Annotated in this window: 23 protein-coding genes; 14 read left to right on the forward strand and 9 right to left on the reverse strand. The window is 61.9% G+C overall.

The window, feature by feature from the left end:
- Positions 1-119 precede the first annotated feature (119 nt).
- From cysP to MHM84_RS19850, 5 genes are all read left to right on the forward strand, one after another.
- Positions 120-1,142 (forward strand): thiosulfate ABC transporter substrate-binding protein CysP, encoded by a 1,023-nt coding sequence (gene cysP, locus MHM84_RS19830; protein ID WP_239268510.1) that lies wholly within the window; start codon positions 120-122, stop codon positions 1,140-1,142.
- Positions 1,139-1,996: a sulfate ABC transporter permease subunit CysT gene (gene cysT, locus MHM84_RS19835; protein ID WP_239268512.1), complete on the forward strand. Its 858-nt coding sequence runs from the start codon at positions 1,139-1,141 to the stop codon at positions 1,994-1,996. Before cysP ends, cysT begins: the two co-directional genes overlap by 4 nt.
- Positions 1,996-2,823 carry a sulfate ABC transporter permease subunit CysW gene (gene cysW, locus MHM84_RS19840; RefSeq protein ID WP_239268515.1) on the forward strand — a complete coding sequence of 276 codons (828 nt, stop codon included), beginning with the start codon at positions 1,996-1,998 and terminating at the stop codon, positions 2,821-2,823. The genes cysT and cysW overlap by 1 nt, the downstream gene beginning before the upstream one ends.
- Positions 2,820-3,902 carry a TOBE-like domain-containing protein gene (locus MHM84_RS19845; RefSeq protein WP_239268517.1) on the forward strand — a complete coding sequence of 361 codons (1,083 nt, stop codon included), beginning with the start codon at positions 2,820-2,822 and terminating at the stop codon, positions 3,900-3,902. Before cysW ends, MHM84_RS19845 begins: the two co-directional genes overlap by 4 nt.
- 103 nt (positions 3,903-4,005) lie before the next feature.
- Positions 4,006-4,599, forward strand: coding sequence for a YajG family lipoprotein (locus tag MHM84_RS19850; RefSeq protein ID WP_239268519.1), 594 nt, complete (start codon positions 4,006-4,008; stop codon positions 4,597-4,599).
- Here the strand turns inward: MHM84_RS19850 and MHM84_RS19855 are convergent.
- The 3 genes from MHM84_RS19855 to MHM84_RS19865 form a co-directional block, all read right to left on the reverse strand.
- Entirely contained in the window at positions 4,596-5,246 is a 651-nt protein-coding gene (locus MHM84_RS19855) for a thiopurine S-methyltransferase (RefSeq protein ID WP_239268522.1), read from the reverse strand. The genes MHM84_RS19850 and MHM84_RS19855 overlap by 4 nt on opposite strands.
- A gap of 56 nt (positions 5,247-5,302) precedes the next feature.
- A complete protein-coding gene (locus MHM84_RS19860; RefSeq protein WP_239268524.1) occupies positions 5,303-5,914 on the reverse strand; it encodes a TIGR04211 family SH3 domain-containing protein in 612 nt (203 codons plus the stop codon).
- 213 nt (positions 5,915-6,127) lie between these two features.
- On the reverse strand, positions 6,128-6,457 hold the full coding sequence (locus MHM84_RS19865) for a DUF1820 family protein (RefSeq protein WP_019018595.1): 330 nt from the start codon (positions 6,455-6,457) through the stop codon (positions 6,128-6,130).
- 221 nt (positions 6,458-6,678) lie between these two features.
- On the opposite strand from MHM84_RS19865, the gene miaB reads away from it, so the two are divergent.
- From miaB to lnt, 5 genes are all read left to right on the forward strand, one after another.
- Complete coding sequence (miaB, locus tag MHM84_RS19870) at positions 6,679-8,022, forward strand: tRNA (N6-isopentenyl adenosine(37)-C2)-methylthiotransferase MiaB (RefSeq protein WP_239268527.1); 1,344 nt, start codon at positions 6,679-6,681, stop codon at positions 8,020-8,022.
- A gap of 76 nt (positions 8,023-8,098) precedes the next feature.
- On the forward strand, positions 8,099-9,178 hold the full coding sequence (locus MHM84_RS19875; RefSeq protein WP_239268529.1) for a PhoH family protein: 1,080 nt from the start codon (positions 8,099-8,101) through the stop codon (positions 9,176-9,178).
- The gene (gene ybeY, locus MHM84_RS19880) at positions 9,175-9,672 is read left to right on the forward strand and encodes an rRNA maturation RNase YbeY (RefSeq protein WP_239268531.1); all 498 of its coding nucleotides are present in this window, start codon (positions 9,175-9,177) and stop codon (positions 9,670-9,672) included. Before MHM84_RS19875 ends, ybeY begins: the two co-directional genes overlap by 4 nt.
- Positions 9,673-9,721: 49 nt before the next feature.
- On the forward strand, positions 9,722-10,609 hold the full coding sequence (locus MHM84_RS19885; protein ID WP_239268533.1) for a transporter associated domain-containing protein: 888 nt from the start codon (positions 9,722-9,724) through the stop codon (positions 10,607-10,609).
- A gap of 77 nt (positions 10,610-10,686) precedes the next feature.
- Positions 10,687-12,159, forward strand: a complete 1,473-nt coding sequence (gene lnt / locus MHM84_RS19890) for an apolipoprotein N-acyltransferase (RefSeq protein ID WP_239268535.1) — start codon at positions 10,687-10,689, stop codon at positions 12,157-12,159.
- Positions 12,160-12,199: 40 nt separating this feature from the next.
- Here the strand turns inward: lnt and MHM84_RS19895 are convergent, their stop codons facing one another.
- Complete coding sequence (locus MHM84_RS19895) at positions 12,200-12,709, reverse strand: zinc ribbon-containing protein (protein ID WP_239268537.1); 510 nt, start codon at positions 12,707-12,709, stop codon at positions 12,200-12,202.
- Between the two features lie 304 nt (positions 12,710-13,013).
- Here MHM84_RS19895 and leuS point away from each other — a divergent pair, with 304 nt between their 5' ends.
- The 3 genes from leuS to holA all read left to right on the forward strand — a co-directional run bounded on the left by leuS (position 13,014) and on the right by holA (position 17,232).
- Positions 13,014-15,599, forward strand: a complete 2,586-nt coding sequence (leuS, locus tag MHM84_RS19900) for a leucine--tRNA ligase (protein WP_239268539.1) — start codon at positions 13,014-13,016, stop codon at positions 15,597-15,599.
- A gap of 77 nt (positions 15,600-15,676) precedes the next feature.
- Positions 15,677-16,177, forward strand: a complete 501-nt coding sequence (gene lptE / locus MHM84_RS19905; RefSeq protein ID WP_239268541.1) for an LPS assembly lipoprotein LptE — start codon at positions 15,677-15,679, stop codon at positions 16,175-16,177.
- Positions 16,174-17,232 carry a DNA polymerase III subunit delta gene (holA, locus tag MHM84_RS19910; RefSeq protein WP_239268543.1) on the forward strand — a complete coding sequence of 353 codons (1,059 nt, stop codon included), beginning with the start codon at positions 16,174-16,176 and terminating at the stop codon, positions 17,230-17,232. The genes lptE and holA overlap by 4 nt, the downstream gene beginning before the upstream one ends.
- Positions 17,233-17,258: 26 nt before the next feature.
- On the opposite strand, the gene MHM84_RS19915 is transcribed toward holA, so the two are convergent.
- On the reverse strand, positions 17,259-18,179 hold the full coding sequence (locus tag MHM84_RS19915; protein ID WP_239268545.1) for a TatD family hydrolase: 921 nt from the start codon (positions 18,177-18,179) through the stop codon (positions 17,259-17,261).
- A 1-nt stretch (position 18,180) separates the two neighbouring features.
- The gene (locus tag MHM84_RS19920) at positions 18,181-19,047 is read right to left on the reverse strand and encodes an EboA domain-containing protein (protein WP_239268547.1); all 867 of its coding nucleotides are present in this window, start codon (positions 19,045-19,047) and stop codon (positions 18,181-18,183) included.
- Between the two features lie 273 nt (positions 19,048-19,320).
- Here MHM84_RS19920 and MHM84_RS19925 point away from each other — a divergent pair, with 273 nt between their 5' ends.
- Positions 19,321-20,766 (forward strand): nucleotide pyrophosphatase/phosphodiesterase family protein, encoded by a 1,446-nt coding sequence (locus tag MHM84_RS19925; protein ID WP_239268549.1) that lies wholly within the window; start codon positions 19,321-19,323, stop codon positions 20,764-20,766.
- A gap of 70 nt (positions 20,767-20,836) precedes the next feature.
- Here the strand turns inward: MHM84_RS19925 and MHM84_RS19930 are convergent, their stop codons facing one another.
- Genes MHM84_RS19930 through MHM84_RS19940 form a run of 3 tightly spaced genes read right to left on the reverse strand, consistent with a single transcriptional unit; the run spans position 20,837 to position 24,121 of the window.
- A complete protein-coding gene (locus MHM84_RS19930) occupies positions 20,837-21,715 on the reverse strand; it encodes a UbiA family prenyltransferase (RefSeq protein ID WP_239268550.1) in 879 nt (292 codons plus the stop codon).
- Positions 21,679-22,863, reverse strand: a complete 1,185-nt coding sequence (gene eboE, locus MHM84_RS19935) for a metabolite traffic protein EboE (protein WP_239268551.1) — start codon at positions 22,861-22,863, stop codon at positions 21,679-21,681. Before eboE ends, MHM84_RS19930 begins: the two co-directional genes overlap by 37 nt.
- Positions 22,847-24,121: a 3-dehydroquinate synthase gene (locus MHM84_RS19940; protein WP_239268552.1), complete on the reverse strand. Its 1,275-nt coding sequence runs from the start codon at positions 24,119-24,121 to the stop codon at positions 22,847-22,849. Before MHM84_RS19940 ends, eboE begins: the two co-directional genes overlap by 17 nt.
- Positions 24,122-24,203: the final 82 nt, after the last annotated feature.

Genomic DNA, 24,203 nt, shown 5'->3' on the forward strand with positions numbered 1-24,203 from the left:
CCGGTCGATAGCGCCGACACATCACAGCTTATTACCATTACGAATAACCAGACTCATTGTCATTCCATAAAGGCTGGTTTAGCCTTGGCATAAAATCCGATCCATCAATTGGAGCAATGATGAACTTCGTCACGTTTCTTCGTCGCGGCACCCTCGCCAGCGCGCTGACGGCATCCTTGGCGGCAGGCGTTGTCGCTCCGGCCATGGCGGCCGACCGTGAAATGCTGAACTCGTCTTATGACATTGCCCGCGAGCTGTTTGCCACCATCAATCCCGAGTTCGTCGATTGGTGGCAGGAACAGCACGGCGAAACCGTCAATGTGAAGCAATCCCACGGCGGCTCGTCGAAGCAGGCACGCGCCATCCTCCAAGGCTTGTCAGCCGATGTGGTGACCTACAACCAGGTGACCGACGTCAATGTGCTGGCCGATGCCGGCCTGGTCGCCGAGGACTGGCAGCAACAGTTCCCCAACAATGCGTCTCCCTACTATTCGACGACTGCATTTCTGGTGCGCGAGGGCAATCCGAAAGGAATCGATAGCTGGGACGACCTGGTCCGCGACGATGTCGAAATCGTCTTCCCCAATCCCAAGACGTCGGGCAACGGACGTTATACCTACCTGGCAGCCTGGGCCTATGCGGACAAGGCCTTCGATGGCGACGAGGAAAAGATTCGTGACTTCATGAAGCAGTTCCTCGGCAACGTGAAGGTCTTCGACACCGGCGGCCGTGGCGCTACGACGACCTTCGTCGAGCGCGGCATCGGCGACGTACTGATCAGCTTCGAGTCCGAGGTCAACAATATCCGCAAAGAGTATGGCCAGGACGATTACGACGTGGTCGTCCCGCCGGTCAGCATCCTGGCGGAATTCCCGGTGGCTGTGGTCGAGGAATATGCCGAGCGCAACGACAATCTCGACCTCGCTCGTGGCTATCTCGACTACCTGTACACCGAAGAGGCTCAGCGATTGCTCGCCGGTTTCAATTACCGGGTCAACAACGAAACCGTACAGGCCGAGTTCGCCGATGAGTTCCCCGAAACCGAACTGCTGCGCGTCGAGGATGTCTTTGGCGGCTGGAATGAAGTGATGGAGACTCACTTCGCCAGTGGCGGTGAGCTGGATCGACTGCAGCGTCGATGAACAGGATCGCTTCCCTGACGGCGATGTCCCCCAAGCGAGTGCTCCCAGGTTTCGGGCTCTCGCTGGGGGTCACGCTGCTGTTCATCTCGCTGGTGCTGTTGTTGCCATTGACCAGCCTTGTCGGGCAGCTAGCCGGTCTCAGCCTGGCGGAATACTGGGCCATCATCACCGAAGACCGTGTCGTGGCCAGTTATCTGGTCACGATTGGCGCCGCCGCAGTCGCCGCGCTGTTCAATGCCCTGTTCGGGCTGCTGATGGCCTGGGTTCTGGTGCGCTATGAGTTTCCCGGCAAGCGCATGCTCGATGCCCTCATGGACTTGCCTTTCGCCCTGCCTACCGCCGTCGCCGGCATTACCCTGGCCACGCTCTATTCGAGTAACGGCTGGATGGGGCAGCTACTGGCGCCGCTGGGCTTCGAAGTCGCCTATACCTGGGTCGGCATCGCCCTGGCGATGGGCTTTACCAGCATTCCCTTCGTGGTGCGTACCGTACAACCCGTCCTCGAGGATCTGCCGGGCGAGGTCGACGAGGCGGCGCTGACCCTGGGCGCCAGCGACGCCATGGCGTTCCGGCGGGTGATCCTGCCTCACCTGTGGCCGGCGCTTGTCACGGGCACCGGCCTCGCGTTCGTGCGTTCGCTGGGCGAATTCGGCGCCGTCATCTTCATTGCCGGCAACATGCCCTATGAGACGGAAATCACCTCGCTGATGATCTTCGTCAAGCTTCAGGAATACGATTACGTCGGTGCATCGGCCATTGCCTCGGTGGTGCTTGCAGTCTCGCTGATACTCTTGCTGGCGCTCAACCTATGGCAGGGACGGTTCATTCGTCGACTGCATGGAGGCAAGGGCTGATGCAACGTATCGGTGATTCACCACGCATGCGGCGTGTGCTGGTCGGCCTGGCCGTCTTCCTGTCCGCTCTGTTTCTCCTGCTGCCCCTGGTCGCTATCTTCGCGCAGGCCTTTGCCGAAGGTCTCGAGTTGTTCTGGGCCAACCTCAGCGATGAGTACACCCTGGCCGCAATCGGGCTGACCCTATTCGTTGCGGCGCTGACCATTCCGATCAATCTGGTGTTCGGCGTGTTTCTCGCCTGGCTAGTAACGCGGTTTGCGTTTCCGGGCCGTCGTCTGCTGCAAACGCTGATCGATATTCCGTTTGCCGTATCGCCAGTGGTTGCCGGCCTGGTCTATCTGTTGCTGTATGGACGCACTGGTTGGATCGGTGGCTGGCTGGACAGCCACGACATTCAGATCATGTTCGCCTGGCCCGGTATCGTGCTGGTGACGATTTTCGTCACCTGCCCATTCGTGGCTCGCGAATTGATTCCACTGATGCAGGCCCAAGGCGCCCGGGAAGAGGAAGCGGCGGTCACGCTCGGCGCATCGGGCTGGACCGTCTTTCGTCGTGTGACGCTGCCGAACATAAAATGGGCCCTTTTGTATGGCGTCATCCTGACCAATGCCCGCGCCGTGGGTGAGTTCGGCGCCGTCTCCGTCGTATCGGGCTCCATACGCGGGGAAACCAACACCCTACCCCTGCATGTCGAACTGCTCTATCAGGATTACAACACCGTTGGTGCCTTTACTGCTGCAGCGTTACTGGCCTTGATCGCCCTGTTCACGCTGGCCGCCAAGGCCCTTCTGGAATGGCACGCCACGCGCCGGGAGAATGCCGCATGAGCATCCGCCTCGAAAACATTGCCAAGACCTTCGGCAACAACACCGCGCTGGAACCGCTGAATCTGGATATCGCCGAAGGCGAGCTCGTCGGTTTGCTTGGTCCGTCCGGCTCGGGAAAGACGACACTGTTGCGGATCGTTGCCGGCCTCGAACAGGCGGACAGCGGCACGATCCATTTCGGCGACCGCGACGTCACGAACATGCACGTACGCGACCGGCGCATCGGCTTCGTCTTCCAGCACTACGCCCTGTTCCGACACATGAGCGTGTTCGACAACGTGGCTTTCGGGTTGACCGCCCTGCCCCGTCGCGCTCGCCCCTCGAGCGGCGAGATTCGCTCACGGGTACACCGGCTGCTGGAAATGGTACGCCTCGAGGAGTTCGCCAACCGCTACCCGGCCCAGCTATCCGGCGGGCAGCAGCAACGCGTCTCGCTGGCCCGCGCTCTGGCCCTGAAGCCTGACGTGCTGCTGCTCGACGAACCCTTCGGGGCGCTCGATGCCAAGGTCCGCCAGGATCTGCGTCGCTGGCTGCGTCACTTGCACGACGAACTCAACTTCACCAGCGTCTTCGTCACCCACGACCAGGAGGAAGCTCTGGAGCTGTCCGACCGGGTCGTGGTGATGAGCAACGGACGTATCGAGCAGATCGACGACCCGGATACGCTCTACCGCCAGCCGGCGAATCGCTTCGTCTTCGAGTTTCTGGGCGACGTCAACCGCCTTGAAGGCAACGTACGCGACGGAACGCTGACCTGTGGCGATGCCAGCCTGTCAGTCGATCTCAACGACGGATTCCATGAATTGCTGTTGCGTCCTCATGAGCTCAAGCTGAGCGAGGCAGCCAGCGACGATGCCCACCTGCCGGTCTGCGTCACCGCGATATCCCCGGTGGGCGCGGAAGTGCGCGTCGAACTGGAGGCGGACTGGCTGGCCGAACCCTGGATGGCCACGGTGAGACATGCCGACTTCGAACGTCTAACCATCAAGCGCGGCCAGCGTCTGTTCGTGACGCCACGGCGCTGGCACCGCTTCGCAGAGACGACATCCCATCGGTCTCGGGCGAGCCTGACCTCGTAGGCTGCACAAGTCTCTGCGCTTCTGGTTGTCGGCCCACCGACGTTATACTGCCGCCCGACACGCTATCGAGCGGCAGTTTTCATTGCAGCGAGGAGAACACATCATGCGCTTACTCAAGACCGTAGCCTGGCTAGGCGGGGTGCTGGCCATCATGCTGGTGGCCGGCTGTGCGAGCAGCCCCCACTACCTGCAGACCAACCCCACAGTGAGCGGCAACCTGCCCCAGGTAGGCAATGGGCAAAGCGTTACCGTCACGGTCGTGGATGGACGGGAATCCAATGTGCTGGGTACCCGCAGCGGCGCGGCCATGGCCAACGACACCATCACCGTCGAAGCCTACGACGTCATCCCCAAGTTGCAGGCACAGGCGCAAGCGGCGCTCTCGCAGATGGGCTTTGCCCCCACTACGCAACCCGCCCCGGACCGGCCAAGCATGACCTTGACGCTGACCCAGCTAAATTACGCCAAGACCGATGCCGAGCCCGTCATCGACAAGGCACAATTGCTGGCTCGTCTGCGCGCCGAGGTCGCCAACGACGACTTGATCTACACCGGCACCTACACGGCAAAGCGCGAGCAGACCTATGCCCTCTCGCCCGACCGCGACGCCAACACCGAAATGGTCAACGATGTCCTGAGCCGCGCCCTGGCGCGTGCCTTCAACGACCCGCAGGTCGGTCAGCTACTCGCTCGCTAGTCAGCTACGCCGACCCGCCCGGGGCCGCGCCGGCATAGCGACCAGACCTGCTCGCCGAAGCCACGCTCATCGGGTGGGCTGGTCTCCAGCAGCATCAGCTCGAAGTTGGCTGCCAGTAACCGGCGCACCTCTTCCTCGTCCACCGAAAACGGCGGGCCCGCGTCGGGCCCGCCGGGATGCGTCAGCGTCACCAACAAGCCGCGTGCCCCCGGCGGCAGCAATTGGGCAAGATGCAAGGCATAGCGCTGTCGAGTGGCCGGTGGCAGCGCGATCAGCGCCGCCCGGTCATAGAAGGCCTGGAACTCCTTGGCCTGCTCCACATGTACATGAAAGAAGTCACCGCACCAGAGCTCCACACTGGCCTGCCGATAGACCCGAAAATACCCCTGCCGGTAGCGGGAGACGTCGCCTTCCCCCTCGGCCAGGAACTGCTCGATGGCCTCGGGGGCGAGCTCGATCCCCAGCACTGGATGCCCCTGAGAGGCCAACCAGCGCATGTCCAGGCTCTTGCCGCATAGCGGCACGAGTACCTTGGCGCCGACTGGCACGGCCAGAGTCTCCCAATACTTGATCAGTGCGGGATGCGTTTCGCTGCGATGAAAGCCGATACGTCCTTCACGCCATCGCTGCAGCCACTCTTGGGGCATCGTCGTCCTTCCGGCTTGTCACGGTGAACGTCTCACCGCTCGTGCATGGAACCCGCTCAGAACCAGCGGTCGCGCTTGTTGCGTCGACGCGGCAAGTGAGGAACCAGCAGACCCACTATCAGCCCGGCACCGGCCACCCCACCGCCATACATGAAGTAGCGCATCAGCAGGTCCTGCTCTTGGGTATCGAGCCTGGCCTGCAGGCCACGAATCCGATCCTCGGCCTGGCTAGTCTGCTGATTCAGCTCGGCGTTGCGACGCTCCAGCTCGGCGATGCGTGCCTCGCGCTGCTTGAGCGTTTCGGTCATGGTGGCCACACGGCTCTGCCACTCTTCATCGATACCCTCGAGGCGAGCACTGAGCGTCTCGGTTCGCGCCTGCAGCTCGGGCACGCGATCGCTGACACTACGCTCGGCCTGGAGCTGATCGCTTTCTATCCACACTTCGTCGCCATTCGGTGCCCTCACCCGCGTATAGTCGCCCTGGGTCTCGAGCACGGTGACCTCATCGCCGGACGTCAGCGTACCGACGATGCGATACTCATTGGTGGGCCCACTGCGCACATAGGTTTCCAGGTCATCCGCAACCCAGCGGACGTCTTGGGCCTGGCTATCCAAAGCCGCCAGGCTGAGTGTCAAACATGCAAACAAATATTTGATTTTACGCATTTTATGCTGCCGTCATCTTGACCTTCGGATGGCTCTCTGGGCAACTGCCCCACACGATGTACGGGCCGTCGATCCTCTCGAGCCCGTAGATGCCATGGCAGTTCCGGCACTCATCCACACTTTCTGTGGATAAACCTTGGGAAAACCTCGACCGGAACATTTCGGGAACGGCGAACTGTCTGGCAAGGCCACGATTCGATCAATTTTTAATCATCAACTGTCATCTCTGGGCGGCAGGGAAAACGGACGCGGAAACTCGGCGACCTTCCCCTGCGCCGTGACTGCCTTGGGCGTTCCTTCCCGCTCGACCTCGTCGATACGCACGATCGCATTGAGTGGAATATAACTGCGATTGACGCCTTCGAAGGTCCGCTTGAGCTTCTCGGACGACGGGTCGACGACGAGCTTCGAGTTATCCTCGAAGACGAATGTTTCGACCTCGATGAAGCCCCACAGATCGCTCTGGAAAATATCGCGGGCGTAAAGTTCCCAGATTTCACCCTGATTGTGAAAGACCACCCGATAAATCGGCTTCGCTGCCATACCGCTCCCATCTGCTCATTGGCAAAACGCAAAGAATATCACAGACGCGGGGGCTTCGAAGCGCGCCCCGCAGGAGACTGGCCAAGGCCCCTATCCCCTACGTATAATTCATCGCCACATTCTATTCCACGGCCTGTCGGCCACTATCGGTCCGGCCACATCGGCCATGCATTCACTCCTATCACGGACAAGTCGGGCCTTTGTCGACCCGACGGCACGCTATGACGAAGAAGCTCTTCATCAAGACTCACGGTTGCCAGATGAACGAGTACGACTCTGCCCGCATGGCGGATCTGCTCGGCGAATCCCATCAGATGGAGCTGACCGACGACGAGCGCGAAGCCGACGTCATTCTGCTCAACACCTGCTCGATTCGCGAAAAGGCCCAGGAGAAGGTATTCCACCAGCTCGGTCGCTGGAAAAAGCTCAAGCAGGCCAATCCCGGCCTGGTCATCGGGGTCGGGGGGTGCGTGGCCAGCCAGGAAGGCGAGAATCTGCGCAAGCGTGCGCCCCATGTCGATATGGTGTTCGGCCCGCAGACGCTGCACCGCATCCCGTCGATGCTCGATTCGCGCCGCGACAACCAGATTTCCGTGGTCGACGTGACGTTCCCCGAGATCGAGAAGTTCGATCACCTGCCCAAGCCAAGCTCGGACGGGGCCACGGCGTTCGTCTCGATCATGGAAGGCTGTTCCAAGTACTGTACGTTCTGCGTCGTGCCCTACACGCGGGGTGAGGAAGTCTCGCGCCCCTTCGAGGCGGTGATGGACGAAATCATGCACTTGGCCGACCAGGGTGTGCGCGAGGTCAATCTACTGGGACAGAACGTCAATGCCTATCGCGGCGAGAATGCCTTGGGCGACGAGATCGACCTGGCCGAGCTGATCGCCTGCGTTGCCGCCATCGACGGCATCGATCGCATCCGCTTCACCACCTCGCATCCGGTGGAGTTTTCCGACAGTCTGATCGAGGCCTATGGCGAGATCCCCGAGCTGGTCAGTCACTTGCATCTGCCGGTGCAGTCCGGCTCCAATCGCATCCTGGCCGCCATGAAGCGGGGTCACGAAGTCGAAGAGTACGTCGCCAAGCTCGAACGTATCCGTGCGCTGCGTCCCGATATCAGTTTCTCGTCGGATTTCATTATCGGCTTCCCCGGCGAGACCGAGCAGGACTTCGAGGACACCATGGATCTGATCCATCGTATCGGCTTCGACGTCTCGTTCAGCTTCGTCTATTCGGCGCGCCCCGGGACACCGGCCGCCGCTCTGGAAGACGACACCCCGGAAGCGGTCAAGAAGCAGCGCCTGGCCATCTTGCAGGAGCGCATCAACCAGAATGCCCTGCAGATCAGCCGGCGCATGGTCGGCACGACGCAACGCATCCTGGTTACCGGTTTTTCGCCCAAGGATCCCGCCCAGTTGTCCGGGCGCACCGAGAACAACCGCGTCGTCAACTTCCTCGCTCCCGACCCCACCGAACTGATCGGTAGCTTCGTCGATGTCGAAATCAGCGAAGCCTTGCCCAATTCGCTGCGCGGCGAACTGGTAACTGCCGAGGTTCATTGAAAACTGCGCCATTGCCCCAACCTTGGTTGGGGCATAAGCTCAACTTACCATTTCGCACACAACGGGCCTTCTCGTCTTGAGTGAAAACAGTTCTCAGGCACATCGCATCCTCACGCTGACCCTCGAACCCAACGACCCCATGCGGCTGGCCAATCTCTGCGGCCAGCAGGACGAACACCTCAAGCTGGTCGAGTCACGCCTCGGCGTGACGCTGCGCAATCGCGGCAATACCTTTCAATTGGCCGGGCCGGGCTCGCGCGTCAAGGCTGCCGCCAATGTCATCGAGCATCTCTACCGCGAAACCGAAGGTAGCCAGCTCGAGCCGGACACCGTGCACCTGTTCCTTCAGGAGTCCGGCATCGAGGCACTGGAAGAAGAGGAAGGCAGCGATGACGACGGCGAAGTGGTGATTCGCACGCCGCGCTCGTTGATCAAGCCTCGCGGCCTCAATCAGCAGAACTACGTTGCGAGTATCCGCAAGCACGACATCAATTTTGGCATCGGCCCTGCCGGTACCGGCAAGACGTACCTGGCCGTTGCCGCTGCCGTGGAAGCGCTGAACCTGCAGGAAGTGCGTCGTATCCTGCTGGTTCGTCCGGCCGTCGAGGCCGGCGAGAAGCTGGGTTTCCTGCCCGGCGATCTGGCCCAGAAGATCGATCCATACCTGCGTCCGCTCTACGATGCCCTCTACGAGATGATCGGCTTCGAGCAGGTCGGCAAGCTGATCGAGCGCCAGATCATCGAGATCGCGCCGCTGGCCTACATGCGCGGGCGGACGTTGAACAACGCGTTCATCATTCTCGACGAAAGTCAGAACACCACGCGCGAACAGATGAAAATGTTCCTGACGCGCATCGGTTTCGGCTCCACGGCAGTCATTACCGGCGACGTGACCCAGGTCGACCTGCCCCGCGGTCAATCCTCGGGGCTGATCCAGGTGCTCGACGTTCTCAAGGATACCCCCGGGATCGGGGTCACCCATTTCGCCGCCAAGGACGTTGTACGACACCCGCTGGTACAGCGCATCATCGAGGCCTACGATCTCTTCGAGGCCGAACAGGAAGCCCAGCAGCGCGCCCGCAAGGAAGCGCGCGATCAGGCACGCCGGGAAGAACAGGCGCGCAACAACGGCGAGAACGGGAGCGTTTCGTCATGAGCGCAGCACCGCCACCGGTCGTCGACCGTCAGGTCGCTGTGAGCGCGGAAGAGCAGGCGCTGCTTCCCGGTGAGCAAGAGCTGGTCGCCTGGGTCGCTGCCGTCCTCGCCCGCCACGACGTAGCGCCGGATAGCGAAGTGACGATCCGTCTGGTGGATAGCGAGGAAAGCCAAGCGCTGAATCGCGACTACCGGGGCAAGGACAAGCCGACCAATGTACTCTCCTTCCCCTTCGAAGCGCCTCCCGGCATGGAGGACGTAGCCCTGCTTGGCGACCTCGTCATCTGCCATGCCGTGGTCGCCGGCGAAGCGCAGGAACAGGGCAAGCCCCTTCCCCACCACTATGCGCATATGGTCGTACACGGCACCTTGCATTTGCTGGGCTACGATCATATAGAAGATGCTGAGGCCGACGAGATGGAAGCGCTCGAGCGCGAGATCCTGAGCGACTTCGGCATCGCCGACCCCTATGCCTTGGATGATGTGCAAGACTAGCCCCAAGGCACGAGGCAACGCCTGACAATGAGGATATGAGACCAGACGCATGAGCGAAGACCGATCGAGCAGCCAGGCTAACAAGTCCTGGCTCGATAAGTTGTTCAGCGCCTTTTCCAGCGACTCGGATGAACCCAGCTCACGCGACGAGTTGCTTGTTTTCCTGCGCGAAGCCGGCACTCGGCTTCGCCTCGATCAGGATGCCCTGACCATCATCGAAGGGGCTTTCCAGATCAGCGACCAGCAGACCCGCGAGGTCATGATTCCACGCTCGCAGGTCACCGCCCTCGAAGTCGACCAAGATCCGGACGACTACCTGCCGGTGATCTTCGAAACCGGTCACTCCCGCTACCCCGTGATCGGGGAAAACCTCGACGAGGTACTGGGCATCCTGTTGGTCAAGGACTTGTTACCCCTGCTGCAGATGCAGGAAGGCAGTGTCCGAGGCAAGATCGATCTGCGCGATGTGATTCGCCCCGCCATGTTCATCCCCGAGTCGAAGCGCCTGAATAGCCTGCTCAAGGAGTTTCGCGATACCCACAACCACATGGCGGTGGTCGTCGACGAGTATGGCGGCACCGCCGGCATCGTCACCATCGAGGACATCCTCGAACAGATCGTCGGCGACATCGAGGACGAACACGATATCGAGGAAGAGGAAGATATCCGCGACATGGGCAACGGCGTCTTCGCCATCCGCGCCCTGACGCCGATCGACGAGTTCAACGACCGCTTCGATACACAGTTCTCGGACGAGGAATTCGACACGGTGGGCGGCTTGGTCATGCAGCGCTTCGGGCATTTGCCGCGGCGCGGCGAGTACGCGGATCTGGGAGGATGGCGCTTCACCGTGCTGGGTGCCGACAATCGTCGGATCCGGCTGCTCCAGGCCGAACGGCTCGAGGAAGTCGCCAGCGGTGAGGACAGCGAGCGGTAACCACTTCCGCAGCGGTTCTGTCGAGTTCCTGCATAGGCTCTGGTATAAGGGGCACGTCTGACAAGGAGTGCCTCTCGATGCTGTCTTACTCTCGTCCCTGGATGGGCTACCTTGCCGCGCTGGCGGCCGGTGGCCTGACCACGCTGACCTTCTCCCCCTTCGAACTCTGGTGGCTCGGTCCGCTTGCCGTGGGACTGATGTACATCGGTCTGCACGACCTGACGCCGGGACAGGCTGCCTTGCGCGGCTGGTGCTATGGTACGGCGCTGTTCGCTACGGGCACTTCGTGGATCTATGTATCGATCCACGATTATGGCTATACCGGCGTTCCGCTGGCGGTCTTCCTGACGGCCTTGTTCGCGGTGACTCTGGCCCTGTTCTATGCCGTGCCGTTCTGGCTCTATCGTCGTTTCACCGGGCCGCGGCTGGCCTTTCTCAGTTTTGCCGGGCTATGGGTAGTGGCCGAGGTCTTGCGGACTTATCTGTTCACCGGGTTTCCCTGGCTGCTACTCGGCAATGCCCACGTCGATTCGCCGCTGGCGCCGTTGGCGCCGATCGGCGGCGTGTATTTTCTTACCCTGGCCACGGCGCTGACCGGCACGCTGGGCGTGGAGTTGCTGCGCCGCCGCTGGTGGGCCGCCCTGCCCATCGCCGCGCTATGGCTGATTCCTCTGGCGCTGCCCCAGCAATGGACGACTCAGGGCAGCGCCTCGCCACGGGTCGCCCTGCTGCAAGGCAACCTTCCGCAGCTGATGAAATGGAGCGCCGAAGGGCAGCGCAACGCCGCCAATACCTATGCGTCGCTGACGCGCGAGCAGAGCGACGATGTCGAGCTGTTCATATGGCCGGAAACCGCCCTGCCCATGTTCCAAGAGCAGGCCATGCCGGTACTCGAGCGAATCCAGGCCACTCTGCCGCCCGAATCGGCCCTGCTCACCGGTATCGTGCAACGCGACCCGCAAGGCCGCTACTACAATGCCGTGATCGGATTGGGCGATGTGCAGGGAGATTACCGCAAGGAACACCTGGTCCCGTTCGGTGAATACCTGCCGTTGGACAGCCTGCTGCGCGGCATCATCAATTTCTTCGATCTACCCATGTCGGACTTTACCGCCGGCGAGGCAGATCAAGCCCCGATCCGGGCTGCGGGGCTGCGTATAGGCACGGCGATCTGCTACGAAATCATCTATCCGGGCCTGGTCGCCAACCGGGCTGAAGACGCCGATGTGCTGCTCACCGTCTCCAATGACACCTGGTTCGGCGACTCCATCGGGCCGCTCCAACATCTGCAGATGGCCCGGCTACGCGCACTCGAGAACGGTCGTTATGTGATTCGGGCGACCAACAATGGCGTCACGGCGATCATCGATCCCCACGGCGAAGTGACTGCGCGCGCGCCGCGTTTCGAGACGACCAGCATCAGCGATGAAGTGTGGGCCATGCAAGGCCTGACCCCGTTCACACGGACCGGCAGTTGGCCAACTTGGCTGTTGGGCGCTCTGCTGATCGTCCCCGGGCTGCGTTGGCAGCGCAGCCGGTCGCGTTTCTAAACACGCCTGCCCGGATGTCTGTCGGCATCCGGGCAGCCTGTCAAGGTGACGGCGCACGCTCGAAATAGCGGTGGCCACACTGGTGACAGGGATCCAATCGCGTCACGTGTTCGAGCACTACGTTGGCGCCGCAGTGCACGCAGGCCATACGCCCCGGTGCTGCGATCTCGCCTTCGACATAGTCGGCACGCGATGCCTCGAGATCGTCGACGAGTTGCTCGCGCTCGATCACGCTGCGATCGGCGACCGAGAACAGGGCATCGGTGATCTTGCGCGACAGCACGCTGAGGTCGATCCCCAGCCAACTGGCCACCCCCGTCCCGCCAGCCGCCAGATAGCGCCTCAGATCCTTTAGGTCGCGCTCGACCCAGGTGCGTAACAGCGCCATCTCGTCCTTGGTGAATTCCTCGACCTCGGTTTCGAAGGCGACGGCCTCGTCGAGGTCGCGCTGCAGATTGTCCCAGGAGAGCTCATCGGCGCCGTCCTTCATTCTCGACAGGACGCGCTCGTAGGCATCCCTCAATCGATGTTCACGTTGCTGCTCACTCATGGCGCGCGCTCCTTATCGAGTCATACCGATGACCGGTTTCCGCCAAGCCATGCGCCGGTCTCGATCCCGGTCACACCGGCCACCTCTGTCGGGCCTATCTGCAGAGAGGCGTCTAGGGTATCCTTTAGCCCTATGGAAACGCTGTCAACGCTCATCCCCTTCACATGTTTTAACATAGTGCGCAGGCGGGTGTTATCGCTATCGTCGTCAGGTTCTTAACCTCGGGTCGACTAAAGAACCGATAACGCCGGACAGTGCCGCCAGTCGGTAATTTATAGCCAAAAGCAAGGTGCCCCACAAAACGATGGACACACAGTACACGCCCCACGCAATCGAAACCGCTGCCCAGCAGTATTGGGACAAGAACCAGTGCTTCAAGGCCATCGAGGACGCGACACGCGAGAAATTCTACTGCCTGTCGATGTTTCCCTACCCCAGCGGCAAGTTGCACATGGGGCATGTGCGCAACTACACCATCGGCGACGTCGTGTCGCGCTTTCATCGTATGCAGGGTAAAAACGTCATGCAGCCGATGGGCTGGGACGCCTTCGGCATGCCGGCCGAGAACGCCGCCATCAAGAACCGCGTACCGCCGGGTGACTGGACCTACCAGAACATCGACTACATGCGCAGCCAGCTCAAGGCGCTGGGCTTCGCCTACGACTGGAGCCGTGAGTTCGCCACCTGCGATGTCGACTACTACCGTTGGGAGCAGTGGTTCTTCACCAAGCTGGTCGACAAGGGGCTGGTCTACAAAAAGATGGCCACCGTCAACTGGGATCCGGTGGACAATACCGTGCTGGCCAACGAACAGGTCATCGATGGCCGCGGCTGGCGCTCGGGTGCACTGGTCGAGCGCAAGGAAATCCCGCTGTGGTTCCTCAAGATCACCGACTATGCCGATGAGTTGCTGGCCGATCTCGACAAGGTCGAATGGCCCGAGCAGGTCAAGACCATGCAGCGCAACTGGATCGGCAAGTCCAAGGGGGTCGAGCTGGCCTTCGACGTGGTCGGCGAACACATCATTGATGAAGCCGATTCGCTGCGTGTCTACACGACCCGTCCCGATACGCTGATGGGTGTGACCTACGTGGCCGTTGCCGCCGGGCATCCTCTGGCCAAGGCAGCCGCGGCGGACAATCCCGAGCTGGCGGCCTTCCTCGAGCAGTGCAGCCAGGGCGGCACGTCCGAGGCGGACCTGGCCACCATGGAAAAATGCGGCATGCCGACCGGCTTCAGGGCCGTGCATCCCCTGACCGGCCGAGAAGTGCCGGTCTACGTCGCCAATTTCGTACTCATGGAGTACGGCACCGGCGCGGTCATGGCGGTTCCCGCCCACGACCAGCGCGACTGGGAATTCGCCACCAAATACGATCTACCGATCGAGCCGGTGATTGCCGACGCCGCCGGCGAGACGCCGGACCTTTCCCAAGGCGCCTATACCGACCATGGCCGGCTGATCAACTCCGCTGAGTTCGACGGTCTCGACTTCGATGCCGCGTTCCAGGCCATCGCCGCCAAGCTCGAAGAACAGGGCCATGGCGAGGTCAAGACCAACTTCCGCCTGCGTGACTGGGGCGTGGCACGGCAGCGCTACTGGGGGGCCCCGATCCCGGTGAAATACGGTCCCGAAGGCCAGACCGTACCGCTGACCGACGATGAATTGCCGGTTGCGCTGCCGATGGAGGTCGAAGTCGATGCCACCGGCTCGCCGCTCAAGAAAATGCCGGCTTTCTACGATCTGGGTGACGGCTGGACCCGTGAGACCGACACCTTCGACACCTTCATGGAATCGAGCTGGTATTACGCGCGCTTTGCCTGTGCCGACAACATGCAGGCAATGCTCGACGAGCGCGCCGATTACTGGTTGCCGGTCGATCTCTACATTGGCGGCATCGAGCATGCCATTTTGCACCTGCTTTATGCGCGCTTCTTCCACAAGCTGATGCGCGACTTCGGTCTGGTGAAGAGCGACGAGCCTTTCCAGCGTCTGTTGACCCAGGGCATGGTGATTGCCGAAACCTTCTATCGCGAGACCGAGAACGGCGGTAAGGACTGGTTCAACCCGGCGGATGTCGAAGTCAAGCGCGACGACAAGGGCCGTCCGGTCAGCGCGGTACTGATCAGCGACGGACAGCCGGTGCAGATGGGCGGCATCGAGAAGATGTCCAAATCGAAGAGCAACGGTGTCGACCCACAGGCGATGATCGATCGTTACGGTGCCGACACGGTACGCCTGTTCATGATGTTCGCCGCCCCGCCCGAACAGTCGCTGGAATGGTCCGACTCCGGTGTGGAGGGCGCCAACCGCTTCCTCAAACGCCTGTGGCGACTGGTCGCCGAGCACGTCAATGCCGGCACGCCCGGCGCACTCGACGTCACGGCCCTGAACGACGAGCACAAGGCCCTGCGTCGCAAGACCCACGAGACGATCAGCAAGGCCAGCGACGACATCGGCCGCCGCACTACCTTCAACACGGCAATCGCCGCGGTCATGGAGCTTTCCAACGCCATTGGCAAATTCGATGATACGTCGCCGCAGGGCCTGGCCGTCGCCCGCGAAGGCGTCGAGGCCTGTGTACTGCTGCTGGCGCCGATCACGCCGCATGTCTGCCATGCACTCTGGCAGGCACTCGGCCACAGCGAGCCCGCCATCGACGCGGCGTGGCCCGACACCGACGAAAGCGCCATGGTCAAGGACAGCATCGAGCTGGTAGTGCAAGTGAACGGCAAGCTGCGTGCCCGTCTCGAGGTTGCCGCCGATGCCGACAAGGCCAGTATCGAAGCCTTGGCGATGCAGAACGAGAACGTCCAGCGGCACATCGAGGGCAAGACGCTGCGCAAGGTGATCGTGGTGCCAGGGAAGCTGGTCAATATCGTCGCCAACTAAAGGAAATACTGTCTAAATGCCTGCGCGTGCCAATTTATCCAGCATTTCCTGCATACTTGGGTATCAAGGAGCGGTCCATGAAGCGCCGAACTTTTCTCGCTCGTTCTCTCGTCGCCCTGGGCGTTGGTGTCGCCGGCAGCACTCTGGCCGGCTGCGGCTTTCATCTGCGCGGGACGCAGCGACAACCGCTGGCCTTCGATGCCGTGGATCTGGAAGCGCCGGTATCGCTGCTGACAGACGAAGTGACCCGCACCCTGGAGAACGCCGGCGTCACTCTGTCGGATCGTGCGCCTTTGATTCTCAATCTGGGTGACGAACGGGTCGAAGACGTTTCTCTACGCGGCGGCGATCTGATCAACGACGAGATCGAGCTGCGCATGACTGCGCCCTACTCCGTGCAGCGGCGTAGCGACAGCGCCTATCTGGTTGCCCAGGGGCAGCTGGAATCGGCCACGACCTATCTCGTCAACAGTGACGACCCTCTGGTGCGCGATGAACTGCAGGCCAATGCGCTGGCTGAGCTGCGCGATGACCTGGCCCGTCAGCTTCTCGCCCGACTGAGTACGCTCACGCCATGAAGGTGTTTCCCGACAAGCTCCCGGAGGCCATAGCCAAGCGCCTGCCGCCGGTCGTGATCGTGGCCGGGGACGAGCCGCTGATCCACATGGAGGCCTGCGACGCCGTTCGCGCCGCTGCCCGCGAACAGGGCGTCGAGGAGCGCGAGATACTGCATGTCGAGAATGGCTTTCAATGGGGCCGACTGACCGAATCTGCCGCGAGCATGTCTCTGTTCGCCACGAGTAAGCTCATCGAGTTGAGGCTCGGCGATCAGTCTCCAGGCCAGGAAGGCAGCAAGGTACTCGAAGCCTACGCCTTACAGGCCAAGGAGAGCGACAACATCCTGCTGGTCTCCGCGGCTCGCCTGGACCGCAAGCAGCAACAGAGCAAGTGGTTCAAAGCCCTCGACAAGCTTGGTCTGTTCGTCCCCGTGTGGCCGGTCGATCACCAGCGATTGGGCTTCTGGATGCGCGACCGGGCGACACGCCACGGCCTGCAACTGGACATGGACGCCGCGCGTCTGTTGGGTGAACGCACCGAGGGCAACCTGCTGGCCGCCGATCAGGAACTGCAGAAGCTTGCCCTGATCCTGCCTCCCGGGGCCCGCCTGAACACGGAGGCCATCGCGTCCGGTGTCGAGGACAGTGCCCGCTACGATGTCTTCACGCTGACCGATGCCTGCCTGCGCGGCGAACGCGAGCGTAGCGTACGCATCGTCCAGGGGCTGCGCGGCGAAGGTATCGAAGCGCCGGTGGTACTTTGGGCATTGACTCGTGAACTGCGTACCCTGCTCTCGCTGCAACTGCATCTCGACCAGGGCCAGAGCCTCGAGCATGCCTGCAAGGCGCAGCGTCCGATGATCCCCGACAAACGTCGCCCTAACTACCAGCAGGCGCTATCCCGCCTGCCCCATCGGCGCCTTCATAAGTTGTTGCTGTTCTCCCAGCGCATCGATCTGGCCATCAAGGGCGGCATCGAGCTGCCCGTCTGGGACGCGCTGAACGACCTGGCGCTGACCCTGGCCGGTGGCCGCGGGTTGCTCGCCGAGTTGCCACATGCCTATCGCATCGCTTGAGAGCGTTTCGCCTGGCCTATGGCAACTCACTCGATCAGCAAACTGTCGCCACGCTGCTTGCCGGGCGCGTCGATACGTGGCTCTCGCCCACCGCGCAGGATAGAATTGCCCTCGAAGAGCGTACGCTGGTCGATACCCGGCGGGTCCAGCCAGTCTGACTCGCGTATCTGGCCACTCTTGCCATAGACTTCGAGGGCATTGGCGTAGGTCACCTTGCGGATCGTCTCTTCATCGATGCCATGCTGACGAGCCAGTTGCGCCGTCTTGGCCACACCCAGGCAATCCGAAATACCCCAATCGCACGCGCTGTCGACGATGATGCGATCCCCCCCGTACTGCTTGAGCAATTCGACCATGCGGGCATTGCCCATCTTGGTGGAAGGATAGATGGAGAAGCCCGCCCAGAATCCTCTGTTCAGCGTCTCGGCCACGGTCTCCTCGTTGTTGTGATCGATCACCACCCAGGAAGGATCGACGCCCATCTCCTCGCAGACATCCATGGAACGCGACGTGCCGCGCTTCTTGTCGCGATGGGGCGTATGCACCATGACCGGCAGCTGCAAGTCCCTGGCCAGCGCCAGCTGAGCGCGAAAGTACTTGTCTTCCAGCGCGGTCTGCTCGTCGTAGCCGATCTCGCCGATGGCAACGACGCCTTCTTTCAGGGCGAAACGTGGCAACCATTCCATCACCCCTTCGGCCAACTCTTCGTTGTTGGCCTCCTTGGAATTGAGGCCGACCGTGCAATAGTGCCGGATACCGAACTGTCCTGCGCGGAAGCGCTCCCAGCCGACGATGGATGACAGGTAATCGACATAGGTGCCGACGAAGGTCCTGGGCTGCCCCACCCAGAACGCCGGCTCGATCAACGCCACGACACCGGCCGCTGCCATGGCCTCGTAATCGTCGGTGGTACGCGAAATCATGTGGGCATGTGGATCGATGTACATGTCAGGCCGCCTCGCTTTGCAGAAGGTTGTTCCAGTCGACACGCCCCTCTTTCACGAGGCGGGCCGCTTCAGGCGTTGTCTCCAGCAGCGCGCGAGCCTGGGCCGATGAGTTCGCCGCCAGGGCCAACACGGCCGCCTTGCGCTCTATCTCGGTGCCCGAAAGCACACGCTCGAGATCGCCGACTGCATTCAGGGAGTCGATGAATGGCCCGACGCAACGCCAAAGCTCCGGCGACACGGCACGCCCGGCCGCCCAACGCTCGTGGGCATAGTCGAGCAGGATACGCGCCAGTTCGGGATTGGCTCGCTCGTCGATGCCAATGATCGGCGCAAGGCGGCTATCGACGAAAAGCGCCTTGAGTACCATGTGGTTCCAGCGGTGCTCGTCGAAGTGGTCCCGGGGATAGGGGTTGGCGTGGGCGATCGACTCGAAGACCGTACGCATGTTGGAACGCAGCCCTTCGCCGACGTCGAAAGCGAGCGACTCAGGCTGCGGATAGAGCGGTAGCCCCCGATACAGCGCAATCGTCTCGCCGGCATCTGCCGTACGTCGCAAGTCCTTGAAGGTCTCAGCGAAGGGGCGTGTTCCCTGGAAGCCCACCAAGGCTGCTACCCTCGCCGCACCGTCGATACTCCAGCCCTGGGGCCGCCAGCCGGCCCTCGCCTGCTCCGCCCGTTGAAGATCGAGCGCAGTCAGAGCCAGGTCTTGCTTACCCAGAACGCGCGGAATCAGGCCCATGAAAACATGCAGCTCCTGCTCACTTGCACCTGCGGAAAGCGAGTCCAACTGGGACGTAAACCAGGCGCCCTCGCTCCCCGCCTGGCGCAGAATCCATTCGCTCAATAAATCGATGGGTGCTGTAGTCATCGCTGGCTCCCGGCCTTTTTGTCATGCTTGACAAGCTATCGGCTAATGAGCGGATTCCCAATATCATTTCGCTAGCGTTTTGTGGGCAGGCAAGTGAATCATTTCTAAATTCGTGGGGAGTGATTATCTAATTTTCATTTAATTACATAAAATAACAATTTTATTAATTTGATTTCATTTCTTTGAAACTCTGTTGAGCCAGCCGGTCTTCCTTGCTAATTATCGGTTATTACCATGACCGACAATAACCTACAAAAAGCACAGGATGGCAGGATGCATAAGACGCTCGTGATTCTTGTAGTCGGCCTTTCGCCCCGCCTGGTGGGCAAGTACACCCCAAATCTCTCGGCGCTGGCGGGCCAGGGAGGACTGAGGCCCTTGAACACGGTAACGCCTGCCGTGACATGCAGCGTTCAGTCCACCCTGGTTACCGGGCTGCCCCCTGCCGGGCATGGCGCAGTCGCCAACGGTTGGTATTTTCGTGATTTGTCCGAGGTCTGGCTGTGGCGGCAATCCAACCGACTGATCGCCGGCGAAAAGCTATGGGAGGCTGGCAAGAAACTGGATCCCTCGTTCACCTGCGCCAAGCTCTTCTGGTGGTACAACATGTATTCCAGCGCCGACTGGAGTGCAACGCCACGGCCCATGTACCCGGCCAATGGCCGCAAGATTCCGGACCACTACACCTACCCACCCGAGTTGCATGACGAACTCGATGACAAGCTTGGGCAGTTTCCGCTGTTCACGTTTTGGGGCCCTGTCGCCGATCTGACCTCGAGTCGCTGGATCGCCGATGCCACTCGGCACGTCATGGACACTCGCGACCCGACACTGACCCTCACCTACCTGCCCCACCTCGATTACAACCTGCAGCGCCTGGGTCCCGACCTCGACCATCCCGAACTTCAGCGCGACCTGCTGGACATCGATGCGTTGTGTGGCGAGCTGATCGATGACGCCCGACGCGATGGCCGGCGTGTGATTGTGGTATCGGAGTACGGCATCACGCCGGTCGACGAGGCGATCCACATCAATCGTGTCCTGCGCCGGGCCGGGTTGCTGGCCGTGCGCAACGAACGGGGTCGCGAGCAACTCGATCCTGGAGCCTCGCAAGCCTTTGCCGTCGCCGACCACCAGGTTGCCCACGTCTACGTCCAGAACCCCGACCGGGTGGCCAGGGTCCGGGCGTTGCTGGAAGAGATCGACGGCATCGAGGCCGTCTGGGGCGAGACCGAAAAACGCGCCAATGGACTCGATCATCCCAATGCCGGCGAGTTGGTGGCGGTTTCCCAGGCGGATCGCTGGTTCAGTTACTACTACTGGCTGGACGATGCCCACGCTCCCGACTATGCCCGCACCGTGGACATTCACCGCAAGCCCGGTTACGACCCCGTCGAGCTGTTCTTCGACCCGAAGCTCCGTTGGCCCAAGCTGTCGGCGGGCTGGCGCGTAGCCAAGCGCAAGCTGGGCATGCGGCAATTGCTCGACGTCATCTCCTTGAACGCCACCGCACTGGTCAAGGGCTCGCATGGGCGTGTTACCGATGATCCGGAAGATGGGCCGCTGGTGATTTCCTCGGAAGCGGCTCTGCTACCGGAGGGCCCGGTTGAAGCGACGCAATTCAAGGCGTTGACGCTCGCACATGTCTTCGAAGACACCACCCAAATGTCGGCGGCCGAAAATCCCGCCCTCCAGCCCGAACGGCCCCTTGCCAAGTGACAGCCAAGTGACACGCCCTGCCGCCAGACCGCTGCATTGGTCCGACGGCAGGGCATGGATTGGTGGGCACTCAAGTGCCTGAGACTAGCCGTTGCAAGCCTAGCGTGAGCCCGAATGCCGCGACCGCCAGCCAGGCCAGGCTATCCGCCCCCAGCGAGCCGATCAGGCCGGCATCGAACAGCGCGATCCCGGCAATCAGTCCGACCACGGCTCGAGATACGTCGCCGGCCTGGCGGCGAAAAAGCCAGCGCAGTGACCAGGCCATCCATAGCAGGTACAGCGCCAGCAAGATGGCCGTGGTCCAGTCCGTGACGCGCGTCGCGAGAATCACGCCGGGAACGGCCAGAACCGCCAGCGGCCACGCGGCCCCCATACGATCATAGGCCTCCTGACGGGCTGCGTAGGTCAGCCCGACGACATGACAGAACAGGCCCAGGGCAGCGATCAGTGTCCAGCCAGTGATTCCCCCTCCTGCCGCGAGCGCTGCCGTCACGTAGGTAAGCAGACGGCAGACGCCCATGATGACGGGTCCCAAGGCCGTGCGTTTGTGACACCAGTTGTACGCCACGATGGCCGCGATCAGCGCCATGCCGGAGAGCCCAGCGGCCGCTCCCAGCGTAAACAGCAGCAAAACGCCGCACCCGAGCATGACCGAGCCACTGGCGGCCACTGTGGAACGCGTAACCTCCCCCATCGGAATCGGGCGGTCGGCACGCTCCCGCGCATCGATCGCCGCATCGAAGGCATCGTTGAGATACATGCCACCGACATAGAACAGCGAAAGCGCCACCAGGACGAGCCACAGGCCCGATGTCGGCGCCATCCCCATCGACAGTAGCCAGCCTGCCAACCCATTCGTCCATACCGTCGGCAGATTGGAAATCCGCCCCAGCCGCAGCCAGAGTCGCCAATTCAAGCCAACCTCTCTGCCACCCAGCGCAGTTCGCATGCGATCGCCTCCTCAATCCGTTCGTGCTTCAACGCCTCGGGCAGGACATGCCAGGTATAGGTTTCGACTTCCAGATGCGAACAGATCGGCGACTGCCGGTGCAAATCGAGGATCTCGGCCAGAAAGGCTTGGGTCGTGCCGAATTCGCCCAGCGACTCGGCGAAAATCGGCACATGGTAATGAATGCGCCACTCCTCGCCATCGGCTCGATGGCCCCGCGCCAATGCCTCGGGCAGATCGGCATAGCGGGTCACGCCCTGGCGGCCCTTTGCCACCACCTGGTGCAGGTAGGTAGGCTCGGCGAACGCCTCAAGTGCATGACGCGCCCTGGCATCGATCTCGGCGACACGCAGGGCCGCACTCAGTTGCAGCTTGTGAATGGGAATGCCGGCTTCGCGCAGCCTGGCAATGCTGGCTTGTGGATCCTCGAATTCGACCGCGGCATGACAGACATCGTAACACAGGCCGAGATGCCGGGGCAGGACGATGGCTGCCTGACTCGAACTCACCCCCGCCAGTTCGGCAAAGCGGTGCAAGGCCGCCTCGGACAAGAGATAGTGCTGGAAGAACTCGATCGCCTCGTCGATAGTGGCCAGCAAACAGTAGGGTTCCGGCTCGATGGCGATAGCCACGCAAACGCCGGTGCGACGTTCGAGCCCGGCACAGTGCGCGGCCGCCTTCAACAGGTTATCGGCCATCGACGCCTCATTACCGGGCCCCAACGGCTTGAAGGTGCCGGGGACCGTGCTCAGGCTGATGCGATCCCCAGCGGCTCCCAACTCCGCCATCAGCGCGGCCAACGCACAGGTGTATTCCAGACGCGCCGTATAGCGCCAGTCCGGTTGGTAGACGTCTTCCTTGACGCGCACTCCGTGGAACGTGCCATAGGGAAACCCGTTGACGGTGACGGCACGATAGCCCTGCGAGGCCAGGATGTCCTTCAGCTCGGCCCGCACGCGGCTGTCTTCGAGCGTGTGCATGGCCTGGGCGGACAAGCGCAGTCCGACCGCGAAAGGCTCGTCGGGCGACATCGTCTGCCGTACCGCCCTGACGGGCCCCAGCAACGCCTGGCGTACTTCCGGCCAGGTTTCGGCCGGATGAATATTGAGGCAATAGGTAAGATCGCCACGGTCATTGGGCAAGCGCATGGCGTTCCTCCCGCGCTTTGAGCCAGGCAATCGCTTGCGCCATCAGTGCGGTATCGATCGCATGCACCTCGACACCCTGCCCAATCCCCGCAAGGAGCGTCACGGTCAACTCACCGCCCAAGTGTTCGCGGAACTCACGTAGCCCGGCGAGGATCGCCAGTTCGCCATCGGGGCCCGAGGCGAGCAACTGCGGATGGAAAGTCGCCAGACCCAGCGTGTCCAGCAATTCGACGATACGCTGCGCCTCGGCGTCGGAAAGCAGGCCCGCCAGCGCCGAGTAGCGCGCATCCAGGGCAATGCCGATGGCGACCGCTTCGCCGTGCTGGACTTCGTGATGGCTCAGCGCCTCGAGCTTGTGCGCCGACCAGTGGCCGAAGTCGAGCGGACGTGCCGACCCTAACTCGAACGGATCTCCGCCATAGGCGATCTGGCGCATGTGCAGTTCGGCGCTGCGACGTACCATGAACTCCTCTGTGGCCCGGTCGAACCGGGCCAGGGCGAGGGCATTGCCCTCCATCCAGCGATAGAAGTCCCCGTCGCGAATCAGCGCGACCTTGATGGCCTCGGCAATGCCCGCCACGCGTTCGCGCCGAGACAAAGTACTTAGAAAGTCGAAATCGTTGAGCACCGCCCAGGGGGGCGCAAAGGTGCCGGTGAAATTCTTCACCCCATGGGTATTGATGGCGTTCTTGACGCCGACCCCGCTATCGTTCTGAGCCAGTACCGTGGTGGGGATGCGGATGTGACGTACTCCGCGATGCGCCGTCGCCGCGGCGAATCCGACGGCATCCAGCACCGCCCCGCCACCGATGGCGATGACATAGGCGTGACGGTCGATGCCCAGGCGATGGATCGCCTTGAGCATCGCCATGACGTGCCCGGGATGCAGCTTGATATCCTCGCCGCCGGGCACGACGACCCAATCGATCAGTTCGGCATGCTGCGAATGGGCGTCGAAGTAGCTGCGTACGCGCGCCGGCAGATCGGGCTGCGCCGTTACGACGCCCTCGTCGAGGTACACCAGGCAGCGATGACGCTTGTCCCGCTCACGCATCGCCAGCATTTCCAGCAGCAGCGGATTGTCGCTTGCAAAGAGGTTGCGCGTGAACGCTACCGGATAGGCATAGGGAACGGAGAAGCGCTGCCACTTGACCGCCGTGGCATGACTATCGAGCGTTGCCTGATCGCTCCGTGGCGAGAAGCCGTCGGTTGCGGCGGCGGTCAATTCGGGTGTCTCTACGATGAATTCGTTTTCCATGCTCGGGAGCCCTACGTTCGTTGTGTTTGTCGGCAAGCGTTCAGCGGCTTGCCAGGCGTGAGCGAGGAGCAGCCAGGCCGCC

It is taken from the genome of Halomonas sp. McH1-25, from assembly GCF_022348165.1.
GTDB lineage: Bacteria > Pseudomonadota > Gammaproteobacteria > Pseudomonadales > Halomonadaceae > Modicisalibacter.